Annotated in this window: 40 protein-coding genes and 1 riboswitch; all 40 genes read right to left on the bottom strand. The window is 44.7% G+C overall.

The window, feature by feature from the left end; all coding sequences use genetic code 11:
* Nucleotides 1–4 precede the first annotated feature (4 nt).
* Nucleotides 5–1,015, bottom strand: coding sequence for an ABC transporter substrate-binding protein (locus AWV70_RS01105; RefSeq protein WP_160327611.1), 1,011 nt, complete (start codon nt 1,013–1,015; stop codon nt 5–7).
* Nucleotides 1,016–1,215: 200 nt separating this feature from the next.
* Nucleotides 1,216–2,430, bottom strand: coding sequence for a NupC/NupG family nucleoside CNT transporter (locus AWV70_RS01100; protein WP_060203481.1), 1,215 nt, complete (start codon nt 2,428–2,430; stop codon nt 1,216–1,218).
* A 44-nt stretch (nt 2,431–2,474) separates the two neighbouring features.
* Entirely contained in the window at nt 2,475–3,434 is a 960-nt protein-coding gene (locus tag AWV70_RS01095) for a nucleoside hydrolase (RefSeq protein ID WP_060203478.1), read from the bottom strand.
* A 174-nt stretch (nt 3,435–3,608) separates the two neighbouring features.
* Nucleotides 3,609–3,710: riboswitch (purine riboswitch) on the bottom strand.
* A gap of 230 nt (nt 3,711–3,940) precedes the next feature.
* Nucleotides 3,941–4,333, bottom strand: a complete 393-nt coding sequence (gene rpsI, locus AWV70_RS01090) for a 30S ribosomal protein S9 (RefSeq protein ID WP_060203476.1) — start codon at nt 4,331–4,333, stop codon at nt 3,941–3,943.
* A 19-nt stretch (nt 4,334–4,352) separates the two neighbouring features.
* A complete protein-coding gene (gene rplM / locus AWV70_RS01085) occupies nt 4,353–4,790 on the bottom strand; it encodes a 50S ribosomal protein L13 (RefSeq protein WP_060203474.1) in 438 nt (145 codons plus the stop codon).
* Nucleotides 4,791–4,965: 175 nt separating this feature from the next.
* Nucleotides 4,966–5,706 (bottom strand): tRNA pseudouridine(38-40) synthase TruA, encoded by a 741-nt coding sequence (gene truA, locus AWV70_RS01080; RefSeq protein WP_060203471.1) that lies wholly within the window; start codon nt 5,704–5,706, stop codon nt 4,966–4,968.
* A 1-nt stretch (nt 5,707) separates the two neighbouring features.
* Nucleotides 5,708–6,511: an energy-coupling factor transporter transmembrane component T family protein gene (locus AWV70_RS01075; RefSeq protein WP_060203469.1), complete on the bottom strand. Its 804-nt coding sequence runs from the start codon at nt 6,509–6,511 to the stop codon at nt 5,708–5,710.
* Nucleotides 6,511–7,377, bottom strand: coding sequence for an energy-coupling factor ABC transporter ATP-binding protein (locus tag AWV70_RS01070; protein WP_060203467.1), 867 nt, complete (start codon nt 7,375–7,377; stop codon nt 6,511–6,513). The genes AWV70_RS01075 and AWV70_RS01070 overlap by 1 nt, the downstream gene beginning before the upstream one ends.
* A complete protein-coding gene (locus tag AWV70_RS01065) occupies nt 7,353–8,198 on the bottom strand; it encodes an energy-coupling factor ABC transporter ATP-binding protein (protein ID WP_060203466.1) in 846 nt (281 codons plus the stop codon). Before AWV70_RS01065 ends, AWV70_RS01070 begins: the two co-directional genes overlap by 25 nt.
* 288 nt (nt 8,199–8,486) lie before the next feature.
* A complete protein-coding gene (gene rplQ, locus AWV70_RS01060) occupies nt 8,487–8,867 on the bottom strand; it encodes a 50S ribosomal protein L17 (protein WP_060203464.1) in 381 nt (126 codons plus the stop codon).
* A gap of 28 nt (nt 8,868–8,895) precedes the next feature.
* Nucleotides 8,896–9,840 carry a DNA-directed RNA polymerase subunit alpha gene (locus AWV70_RS01055; protein WP_060203461.1) on the bottom strand — a complete coding sequence of 315 codons (945 nt, stop codon included), beginning with the start codon at nt 9,838–9,840 and terminating at the stop codon, nt 8,896–8,898.
* A gap of 136 nt (nt 9,841–9,976) precedes the next feature.
* Complete coding sequence (gene rpsK, locus AWV70_RS01050) at nt 9,977–10,366, bottom strand: 30S ribosomal protein S11 (protein WP_009499031.1); 390 nt, start codon at nt 10,364–10,366, stop codon at nt 9,977–9,979.
* Nucleotides 10,367–10,391: 25 nt separating this feature from the next.
* Nucleotides 10,392–10,757, bottom strand: coding sequence for a 30S ribosomal protein S13 (gene rpsM / locus AWV70_RS01045; protein ID WP_060203459.1), 366 nt, complete (start codon nt 10,755–10,757; stop codon nt 10,392–10,394).
* 24 nt (nt 10,758–10,781) lie between these two features.
* Entirely contained in the window at nt 10,782–10,895 is a 114-nt protein-coding gene (gene rpmJ, locus AWV70_RS22745; protein WP_076758849.1) for a 50S ribosomal protein L36, read from the bottom strand.
* A gap of 40 nt (nt 10,896–10,935) precedes the next feature.
* Nucleotides 10,936–11,154, bottom strand: coding sequence for a translation initiation factor IF-1 (gene infA, locus AWV70_RS01040; protein ID WP_060203457.1), 219 nt, complete (start codon nt 11,152–11,154; stop codon nt 10,936–10,938).
* A 244-nt stretch (nt 11,155–11,398) separates the two neighbouring features.
* Nucleotides 11,399–11,773 (bottom strand): hypothetical protein, encoded by a 375-nt coding sequence (locus AWV70_RS01035; protein WP_060203454.1) that lies wholly within the window; start codon nt 11,771–11,773, stop codon nt 11,399–11,401.
* Nucleotides 11,770–12,423: an adenylate kinase gene (locus AWV70_RS01030; RefSeq protein WP_060203452.1), complete on the bottom strand. Its 654-nt coding sequence runs from the start codon at nt 12,421–12,423 to the stop codon at nt 11,770–11,772. Before AWV70_RS01030 ends, AWV70_RS01035 begins: the two co-directional genes overlap by 4 nt.
* Before the next feature lie 54 nt (nt 12,424–12,477).
* The gene (gene secY / locus AWV70_RS01025; RefSeq protein ID WP_060203450.1) at nt 12,478–13,770 is read right to left on the bottom strand and encodes a preprotein translocase subunit SecY; all 1,293 of its coding nucleotides are present in this window, start codon (nt 13,768–13,770) and stop codon (nt 12,478–12,480) included.
* Nucleotides 13,770–14,210, bottom strand: a complete 441-nt coding sequence (gene rplO, locus AWV70_RS01020) for a 50S ribosomal protein L15 (protein WP_060203448.1) — start codon at nt 14,208–14,210, stop codon at nt 13,770–13,772. Before rplO ends, secY begins: the two co-directional genes overlap by 1 nt.
* Nucleotides 14,211–14,243: 33 nt before the next feature.
* A complete protein-coding gene (rpmD, locus tag AWV70_RS01015; protein WP_060203446.1) occupies nt 14,244–14,426 on the bottom strand; it encodes a 50S ribosomal protein L30 in 183 nt (60 codons plus the stop codon).
* A 13-nt stretch (nt 14,427–14,439) separates the two neighbouring features.
* Complete coding sequence (gene rpsE / locus AWV70_RS01010) at nt 14,440–14,940, bottom strand: 30S ribosomal protein S5 (RefSeq protein WP_060203444.1); 501 nt, start codon at nt 14,938–14,940, stop codon at nt 14,440–14,442.
* A 22-nt stretch (nt 14,941–14,962) separates the two neighbouring features.
* Nucleotides 14,963–15,325 carry a 50S ribosomal protein L18 gene (rplR, locus tag AWV70_RS01005; protein WP_060203442.1) on the bottom strand — a complete coding sequence of 121 codons (363 nt, stop codon included), beginning with the start codon at nt 15,323–15,325 and terminating at the stop codon, nt 14,963–14,965.
* Between the two features lie 34 nt (nt 15,326–15,359).
* The gene (gene rplF, locus AWV70_RS01000) at nt 15,360–15,899 is read right to left on the bottom strand and encodes a 50S ribosomal protein L6 (RefSeq protein ID WP_060203439.1); all 540 of its coding nucleotides are present in this window, start codon (nt 15,897–15,899) and stop codon (nt 15,360–15,362) included.
* Nucleotides 15,900–15,929: 30 nt separating this feature from the next.
* Nucleotides 15,930–16,328 (bottom strand): 30S ribosomal protein S8, encoded by a 399-nt coding sequence (rpsH, locus tag AWV70_RS00995; protein ID WP_060203437.1) that lies wholly within the window; start codon nt 16,326–16,328, stop codon nt 15,930–15,932.
* Between the two features lie 29 nt (nt 16,329–16,357).
* Nucleotides 16,358–16,543: a 30S ribosomal protein S14 gene (rpsN, locus tag AWV70_RS22740; RefSeq protein WP_066366377.1), complete on the bottom strand. Its 186-nt coding sequence runs from the start codon at nt 16,541–16,543 to the stop codon at nt 16,358–16,360.
* Nucleotides 16,544–16,562: 19 nt separating this feature from the next.
* Nucleotides 16,563–17,102, bottom strand: coding sequence for a 50S ribosomal protein L5 (gene rplE / locus AWV70_RS00990; protein ID WP_060203435.1), 540 nt, complete (start codon nt 17,100–17,102; stop codon nt 16,563–16,565).
* A gap of 26 nt (nt 17,103–17,128) precedes the next feature.
* Nucleotides 17,129–17,440 (bottom strand): 50S ribosomal protein L24, encoded by a 312-nt coding sequence (gene rplX, locus AWV70_RS00985; protein WP_060203433.1) that lies wholly within the window; start codon nt 17,438–17,440, stop codon nt 17,129–17,131.
* A gap of 35 nt (nt 17,441–17,475) precedes the next feature.
* Nucleotides 17,476–17,844 carry a 50S ribosomal protein L14 gene (gene rplN / locus AWV70_RS00980; RefSeq protein ID WP_060203431.1) on the bottom strand — a complete coding sequence of 123 codons (369 nt, stop codon included), beginning with the start codon at nt 17,842–17,844 and terminating at the stop codon, nt 17,476–17,478.
* Between the two features lie 39 nt (nt 17,845–17,883).
* The gene (gene rpsQ, locus AWV70_RS00975; RefSeq protein ID WP_060203429.1) at nt 17,884–18,147 is read right to left on the bottom strand and encodes a 30S ribosomal protein S17; all 264 of its coding nucleotides are present in this window, start codon (nt 18,145–18,147) and stop codon (nt 17,884–17,886) included.
* A 17-nt stretch (nt 18,148–18,164) separates the two neighbouring features.
* Complete coding sequence (rpmC, locus tag AWV70_RS00970; protein WP_009499049.1) at nt 18,165–18,365, bottom strand: 50S ribosomal protein L29; 201 nt, start codon at nt 18,363–18,365, stop codon at nt 18,165–18,167.
* A complete protein-coding gene (gene rplP / locus AWV70_RS00965; RefSeq protein ID WP_060203427.1) occupies nt 18,355–18,789 on the bottom strand; it encodes a 50S ribosomal protein L16 in 435 nt (144 codons plus the stop codon). The genes rpmC and rplP overlap by 11 nt, the downstream gene beginning before the upstream one ends.
* A 2-nt stretch (nt 18,790–18,791) precedes the next feature.
* Nucleotides 18,792–19,448 (bottom strand): 30S ribosomal protein S3, encoded by a 657-nt coding sequence (gene rpsC, locus AWV70_RS00960; RefSeq protein WP_060203425.1) that lies wholly within the window; start codon nt 19,446–19,448, stop codon nt 18,792–18,794.
* 3 nt (nt 19,449–19,451) lie between these two features.
* Nucleotides 19,452–19,796 (bottom strand): 50S ribosomal protein L22, encoded by a 345-nt coding sequence (gene rplV, locus AWV70_RS00955; protein WP_060203423.1) that lies wholly within the window; start codon nt 19,794–19,796, stop codon nt 19,452–19,454.
* 19 nt (nt 19,797–19,815) lie between these two features.
* Nucleotides 19,816–20,094, bottom strand: coding sequence for a 30S ribosomal protein S19 (gene rpsS, locus AWV70_RS00950; protein ID WP_060203421.1), 279 nt, complete (start codon nt 20,092–20,094; stop codon nt 19,816–19,818).
* Between the two features lie 63 nt (nt 20,095–20,157).
* Complete coding sequence (rplB, locus tag AWV70_RS00945) at nt 20,158–20,988, bottom strand: 50S ribosomal protein L2 (protein WP_060203419.1); 831 nt, start codon at nt 20,986–20,988, stop codon at nt 20,158–20,160.
* A 33-nt stretch (nt 20,989–21,021) separates the two neighbouring features.
* Nucleotides 21,022–21,306 carry a 50S ribosomal protein L23 gene (rplW, locus tag AWV70_RS00940; protein WP_060203418.1) on the bottom strand — a complete coding sequence of 95 codons (285 nt, stop codon included), beginning with the start codon at nt 21,304–21,306 and terminating at the stop codon, nt 21,022–21,024.
* Nucleotides 21,306–21,929 (bottom strand): 50S ribosomal protein L4, encoded by a 624-nt coding sequence (gene rplD, locus AWV70_RS00935; protein ID WP_060203416.1) that lies wholly within the window; start codon nt 21,927–21,929, stop codon nt 21,306–21,308. Before rplD ends, rplW begins: the two co-directional genes overlap by 1 nt.
* Before the next feature lie 25 nt (nt 21,930–21,954).
* Nucleotides 21,955–22,584 carry a 50S ribosomal protein L3 gene (gene rplC, locus AWV70_RS00930; RefSeq protein ID WP_060203414.1) on the bottom strand — a complete coding sequence of 210 codons (630 nt, stop codon included), beginning with the start codon at nt 22,582–22,584 and terminating at the stop codon, nt 21,955–21,957.
* Between the two features lie 41 nt (nt 22,585–22,625).
* Nucleotides 22,626–22,934: a 30S ribosomal protein S10 gene (gene rpsJ / locus AWV70_RS00925; RefSeq protein ID WP_060203412.1), complete on the bottom strand. Its 309-nt coding sequence runs from the start codon at nt 22,932–22,934 to the stop codon at nt 22,626–22,628.
* A 518-nt stretch (nt 22,935–23,452) separates the two neighbouring features.
* Nucleotides 23,453–24,640: an elongation factor Tu gene (tuf, locus tag AWV70_RS00920; RefSeq protein WP_060203410.1), complete on the bottom strand. Its 1,188-nt coding sequence runs from the start codon at nt 24,638–24,640 to the stop codon at nt 23,453–23,455.
* Nucleotides 24,641–24,722 lie beyond the last annotated feature (82 nt).

Here is a 24,722-nt window from a genome sequence, read left to right as displayed (position 1 = left end):
TCGTTTATTCAAAGAAATAACTAGCAATCTCTGTTAATGCTTTCTCCACGTTGCTTATGGACGTTACACCAAAGACGTCATAATCCAAAATGTGAATCTTGTCGTTCTGATACGCAGATAGTTTTGTCCATGTGTCATTGCTTTCCACTTCTTTTTGGAACATTTCTTCCGATGCACCATGATCACCAGACGCAAGAACAAGAATAATATCCGGATCCGCGACGACAATTTCCTCCATATTCATAGGAGAATATGTATCTGTCGCTTTTAATACTGTCGTTGCAATATTATCAGCACCTAGACGCTCTACTAAGCTTCCAAGATAAGATTTTTCGTTCATCACCATAAATGAATCCGAAGTTCCGATCATAAGCATAACTGTCGGCAGTTTTTTGCCTTCCGCCAATTTCGTCAATTCATTTTCCTTATCCAAAATCATTTGCATTTTTTCGTTCATCTTATCTGTTTTATTGAAATAAGTGCCTAATACTTTGAAGCTCCGTTTTAAATCATCAAATGAATCGGTACGTAAATAGGCTGTTGACATATTCATACCTTCAAGATTTTTTTCCAATGTGCTGCGAAGCGATTCAGCTCCAAGGATCAAATCCGGTTTTAAGTTCGTGACGACTTCAAGATCCGGCGCCATTGGCGAACCTATTTTGTCGATTGACTCAAAGTCTTGCGGGAGAGGATTCGTGGACGTTGGAACCCCTACTGGCGTTATGTCAAGAAGATGTAGCATCTCTGTTAAAGGAACCGAGGTTGTAATGATCCGTTCAGGAACTGCTTCTGAAAATTGACTAAGCGCCTCATTGAATTTTTCCTCATCAGTGCCGTCATTCTCTAACGTCAACCCCACTTCCTGCTTCTCAACCGACTCATGCGCGACTGTCTTATTCTCATTCACTTCTTTATCCGTTTCGTCTTTACTTGCATCCTCCGTTGAGTTCGAGGAACATGCTGTCAACAATGCGAGCACAGCAGCAAGTAAAAATGCATAAACCTTTTTCAAACTCTTTCCCTCTAAAGCCATCTTGTACTTTCTCCCCTATCCAATTGATAATGATTTTCAATCTCATTAAAGATGATAATGGTTCTCAATACCATTGTCAATCTGTTTTTCATCTTTTTCTGAAATCAATAACATTCCATTCAAAAAACCCTTTCCACCAAAGTAGAAAGGGTTTGGAAACAATTCCAATAGACTATGGGTTATATTAACATCCCGGCAATGGCCGCACTCATCAGATTGGCAAGTGTTCCCCCGATGATTGCCCGCATTCCCATGTCAGCAATATCTTTTCTTCTCGAAGGAGCCATTCCACCTAAACCGCCAATTAGCATGGCTAGCGCTGCAAGATTGGCAAAGCCACATAATGCGAAACTAATAATGGCAACAGTTTTAGGTGATAGATTGGCTATTTCATTTGCAAAAGAAGTATAGGCGACAAATTCGTTTAATACAAATTTTTGTCCAATAAATGAACCTGCTTGTAATGCTTCATCCCACGGAACCCCAATAAGGAAGGCGAGTGGAGATAAAAGAAAACCTAATATTTTTTCTAGAGTGAGCGATTCAAATCCGAAAACTCCACCAATCGCTCCAGTAATCAGATTTACTAAATAAATAAGGGAGATAAACGCAATCAGCATCGCACCGACACCAACCGCTATTTTCAATCCATCCATCGCGCCGCGAGATGCCGCATCGATTACGTTTCTGGATTCCGTGTCTTTCACCATTTGAACATTTTCAGTTGTGTTCAATTTTTCTGTTTGAGGAACGAGGATTTTCGCAAATAACAATCCCGCCGGAGCCCCCATGAAAGCTGCAGCCAACAAATATTCGATAGGAACACCAAGCATCGCGTACCCGCCTAAAACAGCACCCGATACACAAGCCATTCCGCCTACCATGACTGCAAACAGTTCCGATCTAGTCATTTTTTCGATATAAGGTTTTACCACTAATGGAGCCTCTGTAGGACCAAGAAAGATATTAGCTGCTGCTGACATCGATTCAGTCTCGCTTGTCTTAAGGGCTTTTGCTAAGAGTCCACCGACGATTTTCGTCAAAAACTGCATAATTCCTAGATAATAAAGGACCGATATTAAGGAAGCAAAGAAAATGATAATCGGCAACACTTGAAATGCAAAGGTGAAACCTACACCCTCTGCACCTAGTACTCCGCCAAACAAAAATTGAATTCCTTCATTTGACGAATCAATCACTTTTTGGACAATTCCTGAAATCTTTTCTAAAATCTTTCTTCCGAATTCCCATTTCAAAACGGCAAAACCAAAAATAAGCTGAATCGCTAAAGCGCCAAAAACAGTTCTCAGATTGATGGATTTACGTGCTGTCGATAGGGCCCATGCAATCACTAAAATACCGATGATGCCGCAAATTCCCCAGATGTATTGCATAGTATCTCTCCCGTCATGTTGAAGTTAAATTGATAATTCGTTTTTTACTTAGAGTTTTCTCCGCTCACAAGTCTCGCCAATTCCGTAATGTAATCGAAGAATGCATCGCGATCCACATCATAAACAACATTTACAGGTCGTCCTTCAGGCGTTTCCACTGTGCGTCCTTGGCTTGGTCCATCGGGGATGACAACACTATTGACCGTTTGCACTTTCACAAGATCTGTGTTGCCAATAAATGCAGTCGTTAACACGTCCCATAAATAGTACGTGGAATTTGTTTTAAAGTGGACGAGCGGAGGCACCATCGCATAACATTGACCGAGAAAATCAACCCCGATAAACGTACGATCCTTCGCCCAACGTTCACGAACGTCCAACGTTAGAGGTACTTGATTTGTGCTTTCAAGCGCGACTAAATCAATTTCGATGCTTGTTTCCCATACGCGTGCCGCTGCTTCCGGATCCCAAAACACGTTCCATTCCGCTGTTCCATCATGTTCAGGCTCATGAACATTTCCGTCTTCACGGAAAGTGCCGCCCATCCAAACGAGCCTTTCGATCTTCTCTTCAATATCCGGTGCCTCGTCCAATGCGCGTGCTAGGTCGGTAAGTGGACCGGTGAATAATAGAGTTGTCTTTTCTGAAGTATTTCGAATCGCATCGATCATATGAAGATGGGCCGGTTTTTCTGCTACTGGCGTAACCACTTTCCCGGATTCGTTTAAAATCGGCAGTGCGTCTACAAGAAACGCATGCATTCTCCAGTCTTTCGGAAATGGATTCTTTCCTCGTGAGTTGGATTCAGCTACGTCGAGGCTGACGCCATCTCCAAAACGATCAATGATTTTTCGGCTCGCATATACAGCCGGCTCTAAATAACAATCTGCTGGAATGACGGATACACCCGTCACTTCAACATTATCCATACGAAGCAATAAGAATAATGATACGAGATCATCGACTCCGCCATCATGGTTAAAGTAAATAGGTTTCTTTGTCATGTTACATCTTCCTTTTCTGTATAGTTGTTTGAATGGATATCGGTTAGTCTCCCGATATTAGCGAGAAGATATTCATATGCTTCTACCGGCAATTCCTTTTCTGAATGAAGTACAAAAAAACCGGATAGATTCTACCCGGTTTACCGATTCACGAAAAATAACGGAAAAGTAATATTTCCAGTCAGTTTTTCATGTAGTCCGGTAGTTTACGGTTACCAGGTAGAAACGCTCGGGCCATATTCCCAAGCATATACATTTATTATTTAAATGAAATTGTTGCACAGGTTATAAAGCTGTTTTTCACTTTACATTTATAGCATAAAAACTTTAATACAGTCAACAAAAACACGAATGTTATTTTATTTTGACAAATCATCTTTCGTGTTTACGCTTTCAAAGTAAAGAAAATTTGTTAAACCAAGTTAGCACATTACTAAATTCCGGATTATATAACATAAAAAAACCCTTTCCCGATAAACTCGAGAAAGGGCTGTACATAATCGTAATTAACGTTTTGAGAACTGAGGTGCACGACGAGCGCCTTTAAGACCGTATTTTTTACGTTCTTTCATGCGTGAGTCACGTGTAAGCAAGCCTGCAGCTTTCAATGTACCGCGGAAGTCAGGATCTACAGTCAATAGAGCGCGTGCAACGCCGTGGCGGATTGCGCCTGCTTGACCTGTGTATCCGCCGCCATGGACGTTTACATGGATATCATAGCTGCCAAGTGTTTCAGTAGCTACAAGTGGTTGTTTGATCACTTCACGAAGTGTTTCGAATGGTACGTAGTCTTCTACGTCACGGTTATTGACGACGATTTTGCCTTCGCCAGGTACGAGACGTACACGAGCTACTGAACTTTTACGACGGCCAGTGCCGATATATTGTACTTGTGCCAAAAGTGTTTCCTCCTCTTAATTATCCGCGAAGCTCGTATGCTTCTGGTTTTTGTGCCGTATGTGGATGTTCCGGTCCAGCATAGACATGAAGTTTCTTGATTGTTTGACGACCTAGAGGGCCTTTTGGAAGCATCCCTTTAATCGCAAGCTCCAACATTTTAGTTGGGTAGTTTGTACGCATTTCAAGCGCTGTACGTTGCTTGATATTACCAGTATAGCCAGAGTGGCGATAGTAGATTTTATCTTTTAATTTATTCCCAGACAATTGGATTTTCTCAGCGTTGATGATGATGACGTGATCGCCAGTGTCAACGTGTGGTGTGAACGTAGGTTTGTTTTTGCCGCGCAAAATTGCTGCAACTTCAGAAGCTAGACGACCAAGCGTCTGTCCTTCAGCGTCGACAACGAGCCATTTACGCTCTACTTCGTGACCTTTAGCCATGAATGTTGTACGCATGTATTGTTTCCTCCTAAAAATATCAATCTGTTCCGTTGTTTTCTCTATCCCTAAACACAAATAAACTTTCCGGGGCTTATTGTGGGGTTATTGAAATACCATTTATCATCTTATATTGAAAGCGACAATAAGTCAAGCGTTTTATTAGAAAACGCCTGGAAAAGTTGACTCAAGTCTAGTACGTGACATTCATCAAGTACAAACCGTGTGCCGGTGCGGTTTTTCCGGCCTTTTTGCGGTCTTTCTCCTCAAGAATTTCCTTCATGTCGCGCGGCTCGTTCCAACCGATGCCGACAGCGAAAAGCATGCCCGCAATCGTCCGGACCATATTGTACAAAAATCCATCGCCTTCAATCGTCATGATCAGCTCTTCGCCCTGTTCCACAACCATTAATTCACGGACCGTCCGCACTTTATTCGAAGTTGCAGTCTTGGATGAACAGAAACTCGTGAAATCGTGCGTGCCGACAATGTACTTGGCAGCCTCGCGCATCCTTTCGATGTCAGGACGCCACTTCCCCAGATGGACGGCATAATTACGTTCGAAAGGGCTTTGCACCTCACTCGATGACCATTTGAACATATACGTTTTCCCGGTCGCGGAATAACGCGCATGGAATTCGTCATCCACAAATTCCGTTTTGACGATTCTTACGTCCTTCGGCAATAAAACATTCAGCGCCATTTGCCAACGATCAAGCGGCAGCTTAAGAGGCGTGTCAAAGTGGATGACTTGACCCCATGCATGTACGCCTGCGTCCGTCCTGCCGCTCGCGACCGAGTAGATGGAACTGTCTTTGTGGAGCTTTACAAGCGCCTTATCGATGACAGACTGCACCGTCCGCATATTCGGCTGGGACTGGTAGCCTGCATAATCCGTGCCGTCGTAAGCGACGGTAGCCTTGACCCGTCTCATATCACCGCCCCCCTCTCAGCCAAATGAGAGCGGCGACTAAAATAATGAAAATGATGATGATCAATGTATCACGCCACTGCCAATCTAATTGACGGTACCTTGTCCTGCCCTCTCCGCCGCGGTACCCTCTCACTTCCATTGCGATGGCAAGATCCTCTGCCCGTTTGAACGCGCTGACGAAAAGAGGGACAAGTAGTGGCACGACGGCCCGGATCCTTTCTTTAATCGTTCCACTTGTCAAGTCGGATCCCCGGGCGAGCTGCGCTTTCAATATCTTATCCGTTTCATCCATCAACGTCGGTATGAAACGAAGTGAAATCGACATCATCAAAGCCAGCTCGTGAACAGGCAATTTAATTCGCTTCAATGGATTCAATAGCGTCTCCATTCCGTCCGTGATGGAAATTGGTGACGTCGTCAATGTCAATATGGTCGTCATGAGGACAAGTACGAGGAACCGGATGGAAATATAAATCCCTTGCCTGACCCCTTCTTCGTAAATCTTGATGAACTTCCAGTCGATCAGCAGTGCGCCTTCCTTCGTGAAAATGAAGTGCATGAGCAAAGTGAAAATAATGAGGAAGAGGATTGGTTTCAATCCATTGAACAAGAAATAAAGACGGATTCGTGCAATGAATATGACAAGCAATGTGAACGCCAATAGTAAAGCGTACGTCGCTGTATTATTCGCTAAAAACACTGCCACAATGAACAGGAAGACGAACAGCAGCTTCGATCTTGGATCCAGCCGATGGACGAATGAATCCCCTGGCACATAGCGGCCGAAGATCATTTTCTCTAGCATTATTGCTCACCTTCCTTCAGAGCGGCAGCAATAGCACTAGCAAGCTGCTCTTCCGTCAGTGTCAACTTCCCAAGCGGCTTGCCGAACAGCTTCTCCACATCCCGTTGAAACGCCACAGAACGCGGCAAGCCGAGTCGGAATGACTTCAGTTGCTCAGCATCCCCAAACACTTCTTCAGGCGTTCCTGACATGACAGAACGCCCTTCATGCATGACGAGAATCTGATCCGCATATCTGGCCGCATCTTCCATGCTGTGCGTGACGAGAATGGTCGTCAAGCCTTCCTCTTTATGCAATTTATTGAAAAGCTCCATAATTTCTTTCCGTCCGCGTGGATCCAGGCCTGCCGTCGGTTCATCCAATATGAGGACTGACGGTTTGAATGCAAGGACTCCCGCAATTGCGACCCTGCGCATTTGTCCTCCGGATAAATCGAACGGGGACTTCTGCGCGATATCTTCCGGCAATCCCAGCAGTCGGATCAATTCATGGGCGCGCTGTCTCGCTTCCTCTTCGGGAATCCCAAAGTTCAGAGGACCGAACATGATATCCTTTTCAACAGTCTCTTCAAAGAGCTGATGCTCGGGAAATTGGAATACGATGCCGACGTTCCTGCGGATCTGTTTCAGCTCTTTCGCCTTCGTGGCGGCAGTGATGCTGACATCCCCAATTCGCACTGCCCCTTCAGTCGGTTTCAGGAGACCGTTCAGATGAAGAAGCAATGTAGATTTGCCTGAGCCTGTATGCCCGATAATTGCTGTATACGACCCGGATCGGATTGAAGCATTCGCTTCATAAAGGGCCCGTTTTTCAAAGGGCGTGCCTTTTGCGTATGAATAGCCTACTTGCTGAAGTGTGATGTCCATAATTCATTCACCAACTCTTCTTCCGTCATATGTTCCCCTTGTATCGCGATTCCTGCCTGGCGAAGGGAGCGGGACAATCTTGCCGCAAAAGGCAAATCGAGCCCGATTGACTCCAACTCATCTCCATGTGCAAAAATCTCCTCCGGCTTGCCGGTCAACATCATTTTTCCACTATTCATCACAACAACTTTATCTGCCAACAGCACTTCTTCCAGATCATGTGTAATGGAAATCACCGTCAGCCCCGTCGTCTGCTTCAATTCATCGACAACTTGGATCACTTCATCGCGTCCTTGCGGATCAAGCATCGAAGTCGCCTCATCCAAAATAAGCAGCTTCGGGCGCATTGCGAGCGCCCCTGCAATTGCCACACGCTGTTTCTGTCCGCCGGATAGGTGATGAGGCTCATGATCCAGAAACCCTTCCATATTCACTTGGGCAAGTGATTCATGGACACGTGGGACCATTTCCTCGAAAGGAATGCCGTTGTTCTCCAAGGCGAATGCCACATCGTCCTGTACAGTCGAGCCGACGAACTGATTATCCGGATTTTGAAAGACGATTCCGATGTCCGAACGAATTTCCCATAGGTTGTCTACGTTCAGCTCCTCCAAGAAGACCTTCACCTTGCCCTCCTCTGGAAATAAAAGACCGATCATTAGCTTGGCCAATGTTGATTTACCTGACCCATTATGACCGACGATAGCAATCCATTCACCGTCATTCACGGTGAAGCTGACATCGTCAACTGCTCTACGTGTTCCACCATCTTCTGCCTCGTAAGAAAAAGACACATGATCCAACGACAAAATTTCCTTCACATCTTTCACCTCCGGGTTTTTCTGATTATGTATAAAACAACTGAATTCTTCAATTTTTTCTCCGTATAAATAAAAAAAGCGCGCACCTCATCCGAAGAAATGCGCTCCATTCTATTCTGATGCCGGGTGCTCAATCCAGATCAGCGGATGAGATGCGTAGAGCTAGACCGATCGGCTGAACCGTCAATCATAACACTCAGCTTTTAATATTGTCGTATAAATCGTTTAGATAAGAAAAGGGCGTGGCTGTGCGTATGCCAGACACACCCTTGGTTTTACAATTATTTATTACACAAGTTCAATTACTACAACAGGTGCTCCGTCTCCGCGACGAGGTCCCATTTTCATAATACGAGTGTAGCCGCCTTGGCGATCTGCGTAGCGTGGTGCCACGTTATCGAACAATTTTTGAAGTGCAAAGATTTCTTTCTCGTTGCCTTCTTCATCCGCAGTTGTAACCAACTCACGACGAATAAATTGTGCTGCTTGACGACGTGCATGCAAGTCACCGCGTTTACCAAGCGTAATCATCTTTTCAACGACTGAACGTAATTCTTTCGCACGCGCTTCTGTTGTTTGGATGCGCTCATGCACGATTAGGTCTGTCGCCAAGTCGCGAAGCATTGCTTTACGTTGTGAACTTGTACGTCCAAGTTTTCTGTAACCCATAGAAGTTTCCCTCCTTCAATCTAGTTGATTAATCTTCCGAGCGTAACCCGAGGTTCAACTCGTCCAATTTCGCCTTCACTTCTTCAAGTGATTTACGGCCAAGGTTGCGCACTTTCATCATCTCATCCTCGGACTTGTTTGCAAGTTCAAGTACAGTATTGATGCCTGCGCGTTTCAGGCAGTTGTAAGAACGTACAGATAGATCGAGCTCTTCGATAGTCATCTCAAGCACTTTCTCTTTCTGATCTTCTTCTTTTTCCACCATGATTTCAGCAGTTTGTGCTTCGTCAGTCATGCCAACGAAAATATTCAGATGCTCCGTCAGGATTTTTGCTCCGAGCGAAACAGCTTCTTTCGGACCGATGCTACCATCTGTCCAAATGTCAAACGTCAACTTATCGAAGTTTGTACTTTGACCTACACGAGTATTCTCTACTTGGAAATTGACGCGTGAAACTGGAGTGTAAATAGAGTCGATCGGAATTACACCAATCGCAAGATCCTCACGTTTGTTTTGATCGGAAGGTGCATACCCACGGCCGCGAACAGCATACATGCGCATACGCAAATGACCGTTCTTGCCTAGTGTAGCGATTTGCAGATCCGGGTTCAGCACTTCGACATCACTGTCATGAGTGATATCCGCAGCAGTGACCGTCCCTTCGCCTTTTACATCTATTTCAATCACTTTCTCATCATCTGAGTAGATTTTGAGAGCAAGTTGCTTCACATTCAAAATAATTGTTGCAACGTCTTCAACGACACCTTCAATTGTAGAGAATTCATGAAGAACTCCGTCGATCTGGATAGATGTCACGGCAGCTCCTGGCAATGAGGAAAGAAGCACGCGGCGCAAGGAATTCCCTAAAGTGTTTCCGTATCCACGCTCCAATGGTTCAATAATAAATTTACCGAACTTGGAATCTTCGCTGATCATAACTGTTTCAATCTTCGGTTTTTCAATCTCGATCATTCATTTACCCTCCTTTAAAACGTCTAGTATATAGGCCGTTCCATATTGAAATCGATTATCACAAGAAATCAAAATGCAATCACACAACTCAGTTTTACCAAAAATTGTGCTTTTCAATCAATTGGAGAACAAACCATTATACACGACGACGTTTTGGTGGGCGGCATCCGTTATGTGGAACCGGAGTTACGTCTCTGATTGCAGTTACTTCTAGACCTGCAGCTTGTAGTGAACGGATTGCAGCTTCACGTCCAGCACCCGGTCCTTTAACAGTAACCTCCAAAGACTTCAAGCCGTGCTCCATAGCAGTTTTGGCAGCAGTTTCAGCAGCCATTTGTGCAGCAAACGGAGTCGATTTACGGGAACCTCTGAATCCTAATGCACCAGCACTGGACCAAGAAAGGGCATTTCCATGACTATCAGTGATCGTTACGATTGTATTGTTGAACGTCGAACGGATATGTGCAATACCAGTTTCAATATTCTTTTTCACACGACGTTTACGAGTTTGTTGTTTACGTGCCATGTCTACGAAAAACCTCCTTTACCTATTATTTCTTCTTGTTAGCGACTGTCCGTTTAGGACCTTTACGTGTACGTGCGTTGTTTTTCGTGTTTTGTCCACGAACAGGTAATCCACGACGATGACGGATTCCACGGAAGCTTCCGATTTCCATCAAACGTTTGATGTTGAGGGAAGTTTCACGACGAAGATCCCCTTCAACTTTCAAGCTGTCGATTTGCTCACGGATTTTATCAAGCTCTGCATCAGTAAGATCACGGACGCGAGTTTCCTCAGAAACACCTGCACCAGCCAAAACTTTTTGTGCAGTAGTTTTACCAATTCCGAAAATGTATGTCAATGAAATGACTACGCGCTTATCGCGCGGTACGTCTACACCAGCAATACGTGCCATATAGATTGTGCACCTCCCTTTGTATTAGCCTTGTCTTTGTTTATGTTTTGGATTTTCACAGATTACCATTACTCGGCCGCGTCTGCGAATAACTTTACATTTTTCGCAGATCGGTTTTACAGATGGCCTTACTTTCATCTTACCCAACCTCCTTCAATATTCCGGAGTTGCAAAAGTTTTATTTAAAACGGTATGTGATACGACCGCGTGTCAAATCATAAGGTGAGAGTTCCATCGTCACTTTGTCGCCAGGCAGGATACGGATAAAGTGCATGCGGATCTTGCCTGAAACATGTGCAAGAATCGTATGACCGTTTTCCAATTCCACCTTGAACATCGCGTTCGGCAACGTTTCGACTACGGTTCCTTCAACTTCAATTACGTCGTCCTTCGCCATCAATCCTGTCTCCCTTCTATATCCAATAAAGGTCTTAACCATCGAGCGGCAACAGTCCCAAATCAATTACGCCTTGGCGTAATTGTGTCTGGATTTTGAATTGCGCTTGCGCAATTGACTCCTTTCAAAATCCATGACATCCGCCGGAGGCTTAACTTGGATCAGCGTGCATTTGGAATACCTCTGATTTAGTTATAAACCGGCATTAATCTTGACACTAAATGTAATGACTGACCTAGCTGAGTCAAGTTAAAGCTTCCTTCAACATATGTCCGGATTGCATGAGTGATGTTCGAAAGACGTCTGTCACACTTCGTTTCCCGTAAGTCAGTCCCCGACTTTTGTTGTGGAAAATCGCATCGGAAAAGACACAAACGACAGGATTGCCGTTGGTGTGTTCCATACTTGCCACATAGTTCCGGACATCCTTTACATTATACCCACCTTGGTGGGCAATTGCATTTACGACGTCCCAAAACAGTGCCGCCAATGGATTATCACCAGTTCCTATACCGGGCACCATATGCTTTTGCAGCTCGTTAATCATACGCTCTTTCCGTGCAACAGTGTGATGCTGCCCGCAATATGGCGTGCATGAATTGCGTCCGGAAAGGATCACTGGCCACTCTCTTGTAAGATAGCGTCCAGATCTTTGAAAACATCATTGATGTCTTTTTGTCCATCTATGTTTGTCAGCACGCCTTTGTCGTTATAATACGCCAATAGCGGTGCTGTTTGGTTCATATTTACTTCCAGACGGTTCGTGACAGTTTCCGGATTGTCATCCGCTCGCTGATAAAGTTCTCCGCCATCCTTATCGCATTTGCCTTCAACCTTTGGCGGGTTGAATTGCAAATGGTAGGATGTGCCGCATACTTTGCAAATTCTGCGACCGGTCAATCTTGCGATAAGTTCATCTTTTTCCACTTTGATGTTAAGAACATGCTCAATCTTCCGGCCCATATCCGATAGCAGTGCATCTAGTGCTTCTGCTTGAGGAACTGTACGCGGAAAACCATCCAGTAGGAATCCGTTATCACAATCCGATTTGCTCAGTCGTTCACGAACGATACCGATTGTCACTTCATCAGGAACAAGCGCACCTTGATCCATGAACGATTTCGCTTTGACTCCAAGTTCCGTGCCTTCCTGGATAGCAGCACGGAACATATCGCCTGTAGAAATATGAGGGATTTCGTACTTTTCGACAATTTTATCTGCTTGTGTACCTTTTCCGGCACCCGGCAGACCCATTAATACGATATTCATACGTCGTGCCCTCCATCATTATTCAAAATAGGGGTTTCCCGCCTATCTGGAATATTATTTCATGAACCCTTTGTAATGCCTTTTCACGAGTTGTGATTCAAGCTGTTTCATCGTTTCAAGTGCAACCCCGACGACGATGAGCAAGCTCGTTCCTCCAATTTGAGCAGACTGTGGAAGGTTCGCCAAATTGATGAAGAAAATCGGCATGATTGCTACGACGGCAAGGAAAATCGAACCGACGAATGTCAATCTGTACAAAGTGCTCGTTAAATAGTTTTGCGTGTTTTGCCCTGGACGAATGCCCGGGATATACGCACCTTGCTTTTTCAGGTTATCTGCCATATTTTCCGGATTCACCTGAATGAACGCGTAGAAATATGTGAAAGCGAGGATCAGTGCTACATAAATGATCATACCGACCGGTTGATTGTAGTCAAACGTTCGTGTGATGAATTTCGTTACACTATTATCGCCAAAAAATGCACTTAATTGCTGAGGTGTGATGAAAAATGCCACAGCAAAGATTACCGGGATAACCCCTGCAGCATTCAATTTCAACGGTAAATGCGTTTGTTGTCCGGCCGTAGTCTGTCCGCGGCCTGTCATACGTTTTGCGTACTGAATTGGAATTTTACGAAGTGCTTCCTGTACATAAACGACTCCGACGATGATCGCAATGATGACGATCAACAATAATGCCATCGTAGCAAGACGAATGAACAAAGCGTCTCCCGCATCTTGAATTTGTGTTGCATACAGTTGGTTCACTGCATTCGGAATAGCTGCAACGATACCCGCAAAGATGATAATGGAAATACCATTACCTACTCCTTTTGCAGTGATCTGCTCACCAAGCCAAAGCAGGAATGATGTACCGGCAGTCAAGACAATCGCAATCATCACATAAGTGGAGATTCCTTCGTCCATGATGAGCGTACCGCCAAACATTTGGTTAAAGCCGAATGACATGGCAATCGCTTGAATAAAGGCGAGGACGACTGTGAAATATCTTGTAAATTGCGCAAGCTTCCGTCTTCCGACGTCCCCTTGCTTTGCCCACTCAGTGAATTTCGGAACAACATCCATCTGCAATAATTGCACAATGATGGAAGCAGTGATGTACGGCATGATTCCCATTGCGAAAATGGAGAATTGCGCTAGTGCGCCACCGCCGAATATGTTTAGAAATCCAATGAATTGGTTATTTGATTCTTGCAAAGCTGTTGCATCAACGTTCGGGACCGGGACAAACGCCCCAAGTCTGAATACGATGAGCACTACTAGTGTGAAAATGATTTTAGACCTGATATCTCTAACGCGCATAAAGTTGGAGATTGTCTGAAACATTAAATCACCTCTGCTTGCCCGCCCGCTTTCTCGATAGCCTCTTTAGCAGAAGCTGAGAATTTATGAGCTTTGACAGTAATCTTTTTTTCAAGAGTCCCATTTCCAAGAATCTTAATTCCTGATTTTTCATTGCTCACGATTCCAGTTTCAATTAGCAATTCAGGTGTAACTTCAGTACCTTCGTCAAAACGGTTCAGTACGTCCAAGTTCACAATTGCGTATTCTTTACGATTGATGTTCGTAAAACCACGCTTCGGAAGTCGTTGGAATAGTGGAATTTGACCACCCTCGAATCCAAGGCGAACACCGCCGCCGGAACGAGCGTTTTGACCTTTATGACCTTTACCGGAAGTTTTACCTGTACCGGAACCGATTCCACGACCAATGCGTTTACGTGCTTTACGTGCGCCTTCAGCTGGCTTCATATCGTGTAATTTCATCTTATCGGCACCTCCTTATTTCGAAAATGTGCATTATTGTTCTTTAACAGTGACTAAGTGGCTAACCTTGTTGATCATGCCACGAATTGCTACGTTGTCTTGATGTTCAACTGTCTGGTTCAACTTACGCAGACCGAGAGCTTCAACTGTTTTACGTTGTGCTGGCTTCGCGCCGATTACACTTTTCGTAAGGGTGATTTCAAGTTTGTTTGCCATAGTGTTTCCCCCCTTAACCTAACAGTTCTTCTACGGATTTGCCGCGCAATTTAGCAACCTCTTCAGCGCGTTTCAAATTCTTCAACCCTTCAATTGTTGCACGTACCATGTTGATCGGTGTGCTTGATCCCAAGGATTTTGAAAGGATATCCGTGATTCCTGCAAGTTCAAGTACCGCACGGACAGGTCCTCCGGCGATTACTCCTGTACCAGGTGCTGCTGGTTTGATAAGGATTTGGCCTGCACCAAAACGTCCAATAATTTCGTGTGGAGTCGTTCCTTTAACCATAGGCACTTCGATCAAGTTCTTCTTCGCATCTTCGATTGCTTTACGGATTGCATCAGGAACCTCTTGCGCTTTCCCTGTTCCAAAACCGACGCGGCCGTTTTTATCTCCGACAACGACAAGTGCTGTAAAGCGGAAACGACGTCCACCCTTTACCACTTTCGCTACGCGGTTGATCGTTACTACGCGTTCTTCGAATTCACTTCTATTCTGATCATTACGACGCATGAAATATGTCCCTCCTTCTTAATTAAAATTCCAGTCCATTTTCGCGTGCTGCGTCTGCAAGAGCTTTCACACGGCCGTGGAATAGGTATCCGCCACGGTCGAAAACAACCGATTTGACGTCCTTTTCAACGGCTTTCTTCGCGATCATCTCGCCGACTTTAGCTGCTGCTTGGGCATCCGCTTTAGAGTCCAAATCGAACCCTTTATCCATTGTGGAAGCACTAGCAATCGTAACGCCATTCATATCGTCGATTAGTTGTGCATAGATATGTTTGTTTGAACGATAAACATTCAAGCGTGGACGCGCTGGAGTTCCGCTGATTTTCGTACGAACACGTGCGTGACGTTTTCTGCGGACAGCGTTCTTATCTTGTTTCGTGATCATCGTGGTCACTCCTTCCGAATGCCTTTACGCGGCATTATTTACCTGTTTTTCCTTCTTTACGACGAATTTGTTCGCCTTCGTACTTAATACCTTTTCCTTTGTACGGCTCAGGTGGGCGTACTTGACGAATGTTCGACGCTAAAGCACCGACGCGTTCTTTATTGATACCGCGAACGATAATTTTCGTATTCGCAGGAACTTCAACTTCGACTCCATCTTCCGGTGTGAACTCAACCGGGTGAGAGTATCCTACGTTCAATACGAGTTTCTTGCCTTGAAGCTGAGCACGATACCCAACCCCAACAAGTTCAAGTGTACGTTCAAAACCTTTAGATACACCAGTTACCATGTTATCCAAAAGGGAACGAGTTGTTCCGTGGATTGAACGGTGTTCTTTAGAGTCAGAAGGACGAGTCAAAGTGATGACATTGCCTTCTTGCTCGATTTTAATATCAGCATTAAATGTATTTGTAAGTTCGCCTTTCGGGCCTTTAACAGTAACAACGTTATCATCAGCGATAGTAACTGTCACGTTTTCAGGAACCTCGATTGGACGTTTACCAATTCGGGACATCCTATTGCACCTCCATTCAATTGTTACGGATTACCAAACGTAAGCTACGACTTCTCCGCCTACTTGTTTCGCGCGAGCTTCCTTATCAGTAAGGAGACCGTTTGACGTGGACACAAGGGCGATACCAAGGCCATTCAAAACTTTAGGAACTTCATTTGTTTTTGCATAAACACGAAGACCAGGTTTTGAGATACGTTTAAGACCAGTGATAACACGCTCGTTGTTTTGACCATATTTAAGGAAAATGCGGATAATGCCTTGTTTGCTATCTTCCACATATTCAACATCGCGGACGAAACCTTCACGTTTCAAGATTTCAGCGATTTCTCTTTTCATGTTTGAAGCAGGTACCTCAAGCTTCTCGTGACGAACCATGTTCGCGTTACGGATGCGTGTAAGCATATCTGCGATCGGATCACTCATTGTCATTCCATTAACCTCCTTCCCAAGTTAGGGGATTACCAACTAGCTTTTTTAACGCCAGGAATTTGTCCCTTATATGCGAGTTCTCGGAAACAAATACGGCAAAGTTTAAATTTACGATATACGGAGTGCGGACGACCACAGCGCTCGCAACGTGTATATTCTTGAACCTTGAACTTTGGCGTACGTTTCTGTTTAACGATCATTGATTTCTTAGCCACGTTTTCGCCTCCCTTTAGTTTACTTTTGGAACGGCATGCCGAACTGCGTTAACAACTCGCGTGCTTCTTCATCGGAGTTAGCAGTCGTAACGATGACGATATCCATTCCTCGTACTTTAGATACTTTATCGTAGTCGATTTCAGGGAAAATAAGCTGTTCTTTCACACCAAGTGTGTAGTTTCCGCGACCGTCGAATGATTTCTTCGAAACACCTCGGAAGTCACGAACACGTGGAAGTGAAACTGAGATCAGCTTGTCCAGGAATTCATACATACGTTCACCGCGTAATGTAACTTTCGCACCGATCGGCATTCCTTCACGAAGACGGAATCCGGCGATTGACTTTTTCGCTTTTGTTACAACTGGCTTTTGACCGGAAATAATAGTTAGATCTTCTACTGCCGCGTCAAGCGCTTTAGAGTTTTGAACAGCATCACCAACACCCATATTGATGACGATCTTCTCTACTTTTGGTACTTGCATTACTGAAGTATATTCAAACTTGCCCATGAGAGCAGGTGTGATTTCTTTCGAAAATTTCTCTTTTAATCGGCTCATCAGTTGGACCTCCTTTCATCCATTACTCATTTGTCCAGTGCTTCACCGGATTTTTTAGCAATACGAATCTTTTTGCCATCTTCGAATTTATAACCTACACGAGTAGGTTCACCTGTTTTAGGATCGATTGGCATGACGTTGGATACATGGATAGCTGCCTCTTGGCTGACGATTCCGCCTTGAGGATTCGCTTGGTTCGGCTTTGTATGTTTCTTTACGATATTTACGCCTTCTACAAGCACACGATCCTTTTTAGGGAAAGCAGCTAAGATGACTCCGGTCTTACCTTTGTCTTTTCCGGTGATGACCATAACTTTATCGCCTTTTTTAACGTGCATTTCATCGCACCTCCTTGATTGGCACTGTCATGTAATTAAAGAACTTCTGGAGCTAGTGAAATGATTTTCATGAAGTTGCTGTCGCGCAATTCGCGTGCAACTGGTCCGAAAATACGAGTTCCACGTGGGCTCTTGTCATCGCGGATGATAACACATGCGTTTTCGTCGAACGTAATGTAGGAGCCATCTTTACGACGTACTCCGCTTTTCGTGCGGACGATAACAGCTTTGACAACGTCGCCTTTCTTGACAACGCCACCTGGTGTTGCTTTTTTCACTGTTACAACAACGATGTCACCGATATTTGCAGTTTTACGGCCTGTTCCACCAAGAACTTTAATTGTTAGAACTTCACGTGCACCTGAGTTATCGGCAACTTTCATACGGCTTTCTTGTTGAATCATTGAGGCTACCTCCTCTCGGAATTTACTTTCCGAACGATATTAGATGATGACCGCTTTTTCGACTACTTCGATGAGGCGGAAACGCTTTGTAGCTGAAAGTGGACGTGTTTCCATAATGCGAACTACGTCGCCGATCTTCGCTTCATTCAGTTCGTCATGGGCCTTGAATTTCTTAGAATACTTTACACGTTTGCCGTATAAAGTGTGCTTTTTATGTGTCTCTACCATTACGGTAACCGTTTTATCCATTTTGTCGGATACTACACGGCCTGTATATACTTTGCGCTGGTTACGCTCAGTCATGGCTGCAACCTCCTTCATCAGTTATTTGCACTGATCTCTCTTTGACGTATTACAGTTTTCATGCGCGCAATCGATTTGCGAACTTCACGGATGCGTGCAGTGTTTTCTAATTGTCCTGTCGCTAATTGGAAGCGAAGGTTGAAAAGCTCTTCTTTCAGTGATTTCACTTTTTGCTCGATTTCTGCAGTTGTTAAGTCACGGATTTCTTTAGCTTTCATTAGATTCACCACCAATTTCTTCACGTTTTACAAACTTGCTCTTGACAGGCAGTTTGTGAGATGCGAGACGAAGTGCTTCACGGGCAACCTCTTCTGACACACCTGCGATTTCAAACATTACACGACCTGGTTTTACTACTGCTACCCAGCCTTCTACAGCACCTTTACCGGAACCCATCCGGACTTCAAGAGGCTTTTTCGTATATGGCTTGTGTGGGAAGATGTTGATCCAAACTTTACCGCCACGTTTCATGTAACGTGTCATTGCGATACGGGCAGATTCGATTTGACGGTTCGTGATCCAACCTGATTCAGTTGCTTGTAGGCCGAACTCACCAAATTGCACAGATGCTCCGCCTTTTGTAGTTCCGCGCATTTTACCACGGAATACACGACGATATTTAACGCGTTTAGGCATTAACATAATTAGTTGCCTCCTTCCTCAGAGTTCTTCTTCACTGGAAGGACTTCTCCCCGGTAAATCCATACTTTTACGCCAAGCTTACCATATGTAGTGTCAGCTTCTGCGTGTGCATAGTCAATGTCTGCACGTAATGTATGAAGAGGAACAGTACCTTCACTGTAGTGTTCCGCACGAGCGATGTCAGCACCGCCAAGACGTCCGGATACTTGAGTTTTGATTCCTTTTGCACCAGAACGAATTGTGCGTTGGATTGCTTGTTTTTGAGCACGACGGAATGATACACGGCCTTCTAATTGACGTGCGATTGATTCTGCAACCAATTTCGCGTCAAGGTCAGCACGTTTGATTTCTACGATGTTGATGTGTACACGCTTGCCAGTGATATCGTTCAACGATTTACGAAGTGCTTCGACTTCGGAACCGCCTTTACCGATCACCATGCCCGGCTTCGCAGTGTGGATTGTAATATTGACACGCTTTGCGGCACGTTCAATTTCCACTTTGGAAACTGCTGCATCGACAAGGCGTTTTTCGATGTACTCACGGATTTTCAAGTCTTCATGTAGAAGATTCGCATAGTCTTTTTCTGCATACCATTTCGAATCCCAATCACGAATGATGCCAACCCGCAAACCATTAGGATGTACTTTTTGACCCACGAATTACCCCTCCTTCTTTTCGGATACCACTACTGTAATGTGGCTAGTACGTTTATTGATCGCACTTGCACGACCTTGTGCGCGTGGACGGAAACGTTTCATTGTTGGACCTTCATCAACGAATACTTCGCTGACGATCATGTTCTCAACATCCATCTCATAGTTGTGTTCAGCGTTAGCGATTGCTGATTTCAATACTTTTTCTACAACCGGCGATGCCGCTTTCGGCGTCAGGCGTAGAATCGCGACAGCTTCACCGATTTTCTTGCCCCGGATAAGATCAACGACCAAACGGACTTTGCGAGGAGCAATACGGACTGTGCGGGCAGTAGCTTTTGCTTGTTGCATCAGATTAACCTCCTCTCAATTAACGTCTTGTTTTCTTATCGTCAGCGCCATGACCTTTGTATGTGCGCGTAGGTACGAATTCACCGAGTTTGTGACCAACCATATCTTCAGTCACATAGACAGGTACGTGCTTGCGTCCGTCATATACAGCAATCGTCAATCCGATGAAGGATGGAAAAATTGTGGAACGGCGTGACCAAGTTTTAATGACCTGTTTCTTTTGTGCATCTTTTTGAGCGTCGACCTTTTTCATCAAATGATCATCTGCAAAAGGTCCTTTTTTCAAGCTGCGGCCCATGGAAAAACCTCCTTCCGTGATGATTGGACTACGGTCCATTTACCGAACCGCAGTGTCATCACATTATTTTTTACGGCGACGAACGATAAGTTTGTCGGATTTGTTGTTTTTCTTACGAGTTTTGTAACCAAGAGCTGGTTTGCCCCAAGGTGTAACTGGGCTCGGACGGCCGATTGGAGTACGTCCTTCACCACCACCATGCGGGTGATCGTTAGGGTTCATGACAGATCCACGAACAGTTGGACGTTTGCCCATCCAGCGTGAACGACCTGCTTTACCGATATTGATCAATTCGTGTTGCTCGTTACCTACTTGACCGATTGTTGCGCGGCAAGTTGATAGGATCATACGAACTTCGCCTGATTGTAGACGGATGATTACGTATTTGCCTTCACGTCCAAGCAATTGTGCGGATGTACCAGCAGAACGCACCAATTGTCCACCTTTACCAGGTTTCAATTCGATGTTATGGATTGTAGAACCCATTGGAATGTTTTCAAGTGGAAGAGAGTTCCCTACGCGGATGTCCGCTTCAGGTCCTGACATAACAGTCATGCCCACTTCCAATCCTTTTGGTGCAAGGATGTAACGTTTCTCCCCATCAGCATAGTTGATTAGGGCGATGTTTGCAGAACGGTTTGGATCGTATTCGATCGTAGCAACGCGTCCTGGAATGCCATCTTTCCGACGTTGGAAGTCGATGACACGGTATTGGCGCTTATGGCCTCCACCTTGGTGACGAACAGTCATCCTACCTTGGTTGTTACGTCCGCCTTTACGCTTTAGTGGTTCAAGCAATGATTTTTCCGGCTTATCTGTTGTAATAGCAGAGAAGTCTGAAGAAGTCATGTTACGACGTCCGTTGGAGGTAGGTTTGTATTTCTTAATCGCCATTGGTGTTCCCTCCTTCGTTTATTTACGAGTCAATTACATTTCGAATAGTTCGATGTCTTTTGAATCAGCAGTCAAAGTTACGATCGCTTTACGGCGCTTGTTTGTGTAACCTGCATGTTTGCCCATACGCTTGAACTTACCTTTGTAGTTCTGTACGTTGACTTTTTCCACTTTCACTCCGAAGATTTCTTCGATCGCTTGCTTCACATGTGTTTTGTTAGCGCGTGTATCGATTTCGAAAGTGTACTTTTTGTATTCCATTTGTTCTGAAGAACGCTCGGTAATGACCGGACGTTTTAGGACATCACGTGCTTCCATTAACCAAGCACCTCCTCAATTTTTTGAACTGCATCTTTAGTGATGACAAGCTTGTCATGAGCGACAAGGTCAAGAACGTTGATGCCGTTTGCTGTAACAACACTGATTCCAGGGATGTTGCGAGCGGACAATGCCACCGCTTCGTCAAGATCAGCTGTTACGAACAATGCTTTTTTATCGATTGAAAGATCTGTAAGGACCTTCGTGAATTCTTTTGTTTTTGGTGCGTCGAATGTTAGAGCGTCCAATACGATGATTTCCTCATCGCGCACTTTCGTTGAAAGAGCTGAAAGGAGTGCCAAACGACGAACTTTCTTAGGAAGCTTGTAGCTGTAGCTTCTTTGAGTCGGACCGAATACGATACCGCCTCCACGCCATTGTGGTGAACGGATCGACCCTTGACGAGCACGTCCAGTTCCTTTTTGGCGCCATGGTTTACGGCCACCGCCAGCAACTTCCGCGCGAGTTTTTACTTTATGGTTACCTTGGCGCAATGATGCGCGTTGTTGAACCAATGCTTCAAATAGGACAGCTTCGTTTGGCTCGATACCGAAGATCGCTTCGTTCAATTCGATGTCGCCAACTGAAGAACCTGTCTGACTTAGTACGGATACTTTAGGCATTATTGTTTCCTCCTTCCTTTAAGAATTAGTTCCCTTTGATTGCGCTTTTCACTGTGATTAGTGATTTGCGTGCTCCAGGAACATTACCTTTAACAAGCAACAAGTTACGCTCAGCGTCAACTCGTACGATTTCAAGGTTTTGGATCGTGATAGTGTCTCCACCAGTACGTCCAGGCAATTTTTTACCTTTGAATACGCGTTGTCCGTCAACCGCACCTAGTGAACCTGGTGCACGGTGGAAACGGGAACCGTGACTCATTGGTCCGCGTGAGTATCCGTGGCGTTTGATAACACCTTGGAACCCTTTACCTTTTGATACTCCTGTAATGTCGACGATATCGCCTTCTGCGAATGTATCGACTTTGACTTCCTGACCAACTTCATACCCAGCTACGTCAAGTCCGCGGAATTCGCGAATGAAGCGCTTAGGTGCCGTTTCAGCTTTTGCAACGTGTCCCTTTTCAGGTTTGTTCGCAAGCTTTTCACGTTTGTCGTCGAATCCAAGCTGGATTGCTTCATAGCCGTCTGTTTCGTTTGTCTTCTTTTGAAGAACAACGTTTGGAGCAGCTTCAATCACAGTCACTGGAATGAGATCGCCGTTTTCAGCAAAGATTTGCGTCATGCCGACTTTTCTCCCTAAGATTCCTTTGGTCATTTGTCACACCTCCTGAATTTAATAAGTTTTATTTTTATCGATTAAAGTTTGATTTCAATGTCAACGCCAGATGGTAAATCGAGCTTCATCAATGCATCGACAGTTTGTGGTGTCGGGTTGACGATATCGATAAGACGTTTGTGCGTACGCATTTCGAACTGCTCGCGCGAATCTTTGTACTTATGTACCGCACGAAGTACTGTATAAACAGATCTTTCAGTTGGAAGTGGTATCGGACCTGATACGCTTGCACCTGAACGTTTTGCTGTTTCTACAATTTTTTCAGCTGACTGATCAAGGATTCTGTGATCATATGCTTTTAAACGGATACGAATCTTCTGTTTTGCCATTACTTTCCCTCCTTCTCGCCTATTTTCTAGACATTCTCCACGAAAATTTCCCACACACATGCCATGGCAAAGCGGCCGGGTGTGTCGGCAACCTCTCGCTTCATCGCAGTCAAAGACCAACATTCAACATTATACACAATGAAAAAGAATCCCGCAACCCTTTTGGCGAAATTCTTTTATCAGCTTTTTTATTATAATAGGATGTTGCTTATTATTCAACTATTTTGTGGGATTTTACATGAAAACTAGTGAGGTTTTTAGCGAAGCATTCCGCTATTTGGTAACCGGGCACAGCGATGGTACTACGCGTGATTAATTGAGACCTTAATGGAATAATGGAGACCTTGTTTAAAAGAATGGACCTTGAACGGGAATGAATGGATCCTAAATGATTGTTCCCATTACCGCGTCAGCAATCCATAGATCCAGCCGCATTACCACTCGCACCAAATGTCATTGACTAGCAAAATGGCTTTCCAATTAAAAAATCCCGCACGAGTGCGGGATTTAAAAGTTTATTACTTTTCGATAGTTGCTACAACGCCAGCGCCTACTGTACGTCCACCTTCACGGATTGAGAATTTAGTACCTTCTTCAATCGCGATTGGAGCGATAAGTTCAACTGTCATTTCAACGTTGTCGCCAGGCATAACCATTTCCACGCCTTCTGGAAGTTGGATGATGCCAGTTACGTCAGTTGTACGGAAGTAGAACTGTGGGCGGTAGTTAGAGAAGAATGGAGTATGACGTCCACCCTCTTCTTTTGAAAGAACATAAACTTCTGATTTGAATTTAGTGTGTGGTGTGATTGTACCTGGTTTCGCAAGTACTTGACCACGTTCGATGTCTTCACGAGCAACCCCACGAAGAAGTGCACCGATGTTGTCGCCAGCTTCTGCATAGTCAAGAAGCTTACGGAACATTTCAACACCTGTTACAGTAGTTGATTTTGGCTCGTCAGTCAAACCGATGATGTCAACAACGTCACCGACTTTAACTTGTCCACGCTCAACACGTCCTGTAGCAACTGTACCACGGCCTGTAATTGAGAATACATCCTCAACCGGCATCATGAATGGCTTGTCAGTGTCACGTGGTGGTGTTGGGATGTACTCATCAACAGCGTTCATAAGCTCGATGATTTTCTCTTCCCATTGTGCCTCACCTTCAAGTGCTTTAAGAGCAGAACCTTTGATGACAGGAATGTCGTCGCCAGGGAACTCATACTCAGAAAGAAGGTCACGGATTTCCATTTCGACTAGCTCAAGAAGCTCTTCGTCGTCAACCATGTCACATTTGTTCATGAATACAACTAGGTAAGGAACACCTACTTGACGGGAAAGAAGGATGTGCTCACGAGTTTGTGGCATTGGGCCGTCAGCTGCAGATACAACTAGGATTCCGCCGTCCATTTGAGCTGCACCAGTGATCATGTTTTTAACGTAGTCAGCGTGACCTGGGCAGTCAACGTGTGCATAGTGACGTTTGTCAGTTTCATACTCGATGTGTGAAGTATTGATCGTGATTCCACGCTCTTTTTCTTCTGGAGCGTTATCTACGTCAGCGTAAGATTTCGCTTCTCCACCCATTTGTTTCGAAAGAACTGTTGCGATTGCAGCAGTCAAAGTTGTTTTACCATGGTCAACGTGACCGATTGTACCAACGTTAGCATGCTCCTTGGAGCGATCGAATTTCTCTTTACCCATTGTGGAATTCCTCCTTAAAAATATGAATGTTTTATTTTTTATAAGCATGGATGCTGGAGAAAATACTCCCTCCAACTATCCA

It is taken from the genome of Sporosarcina koreensis (assembly GCF_001531445.1).
Classification (GTDB): Bacteria; Bacillota; Bacilli; order Bacillales_A; family Planococcaceae; genus Sporosarcina; species Sporosarcina koreensis_C.
This window is presented reverse-complemented; position numbering and strand designations above follow the sequence as displayed.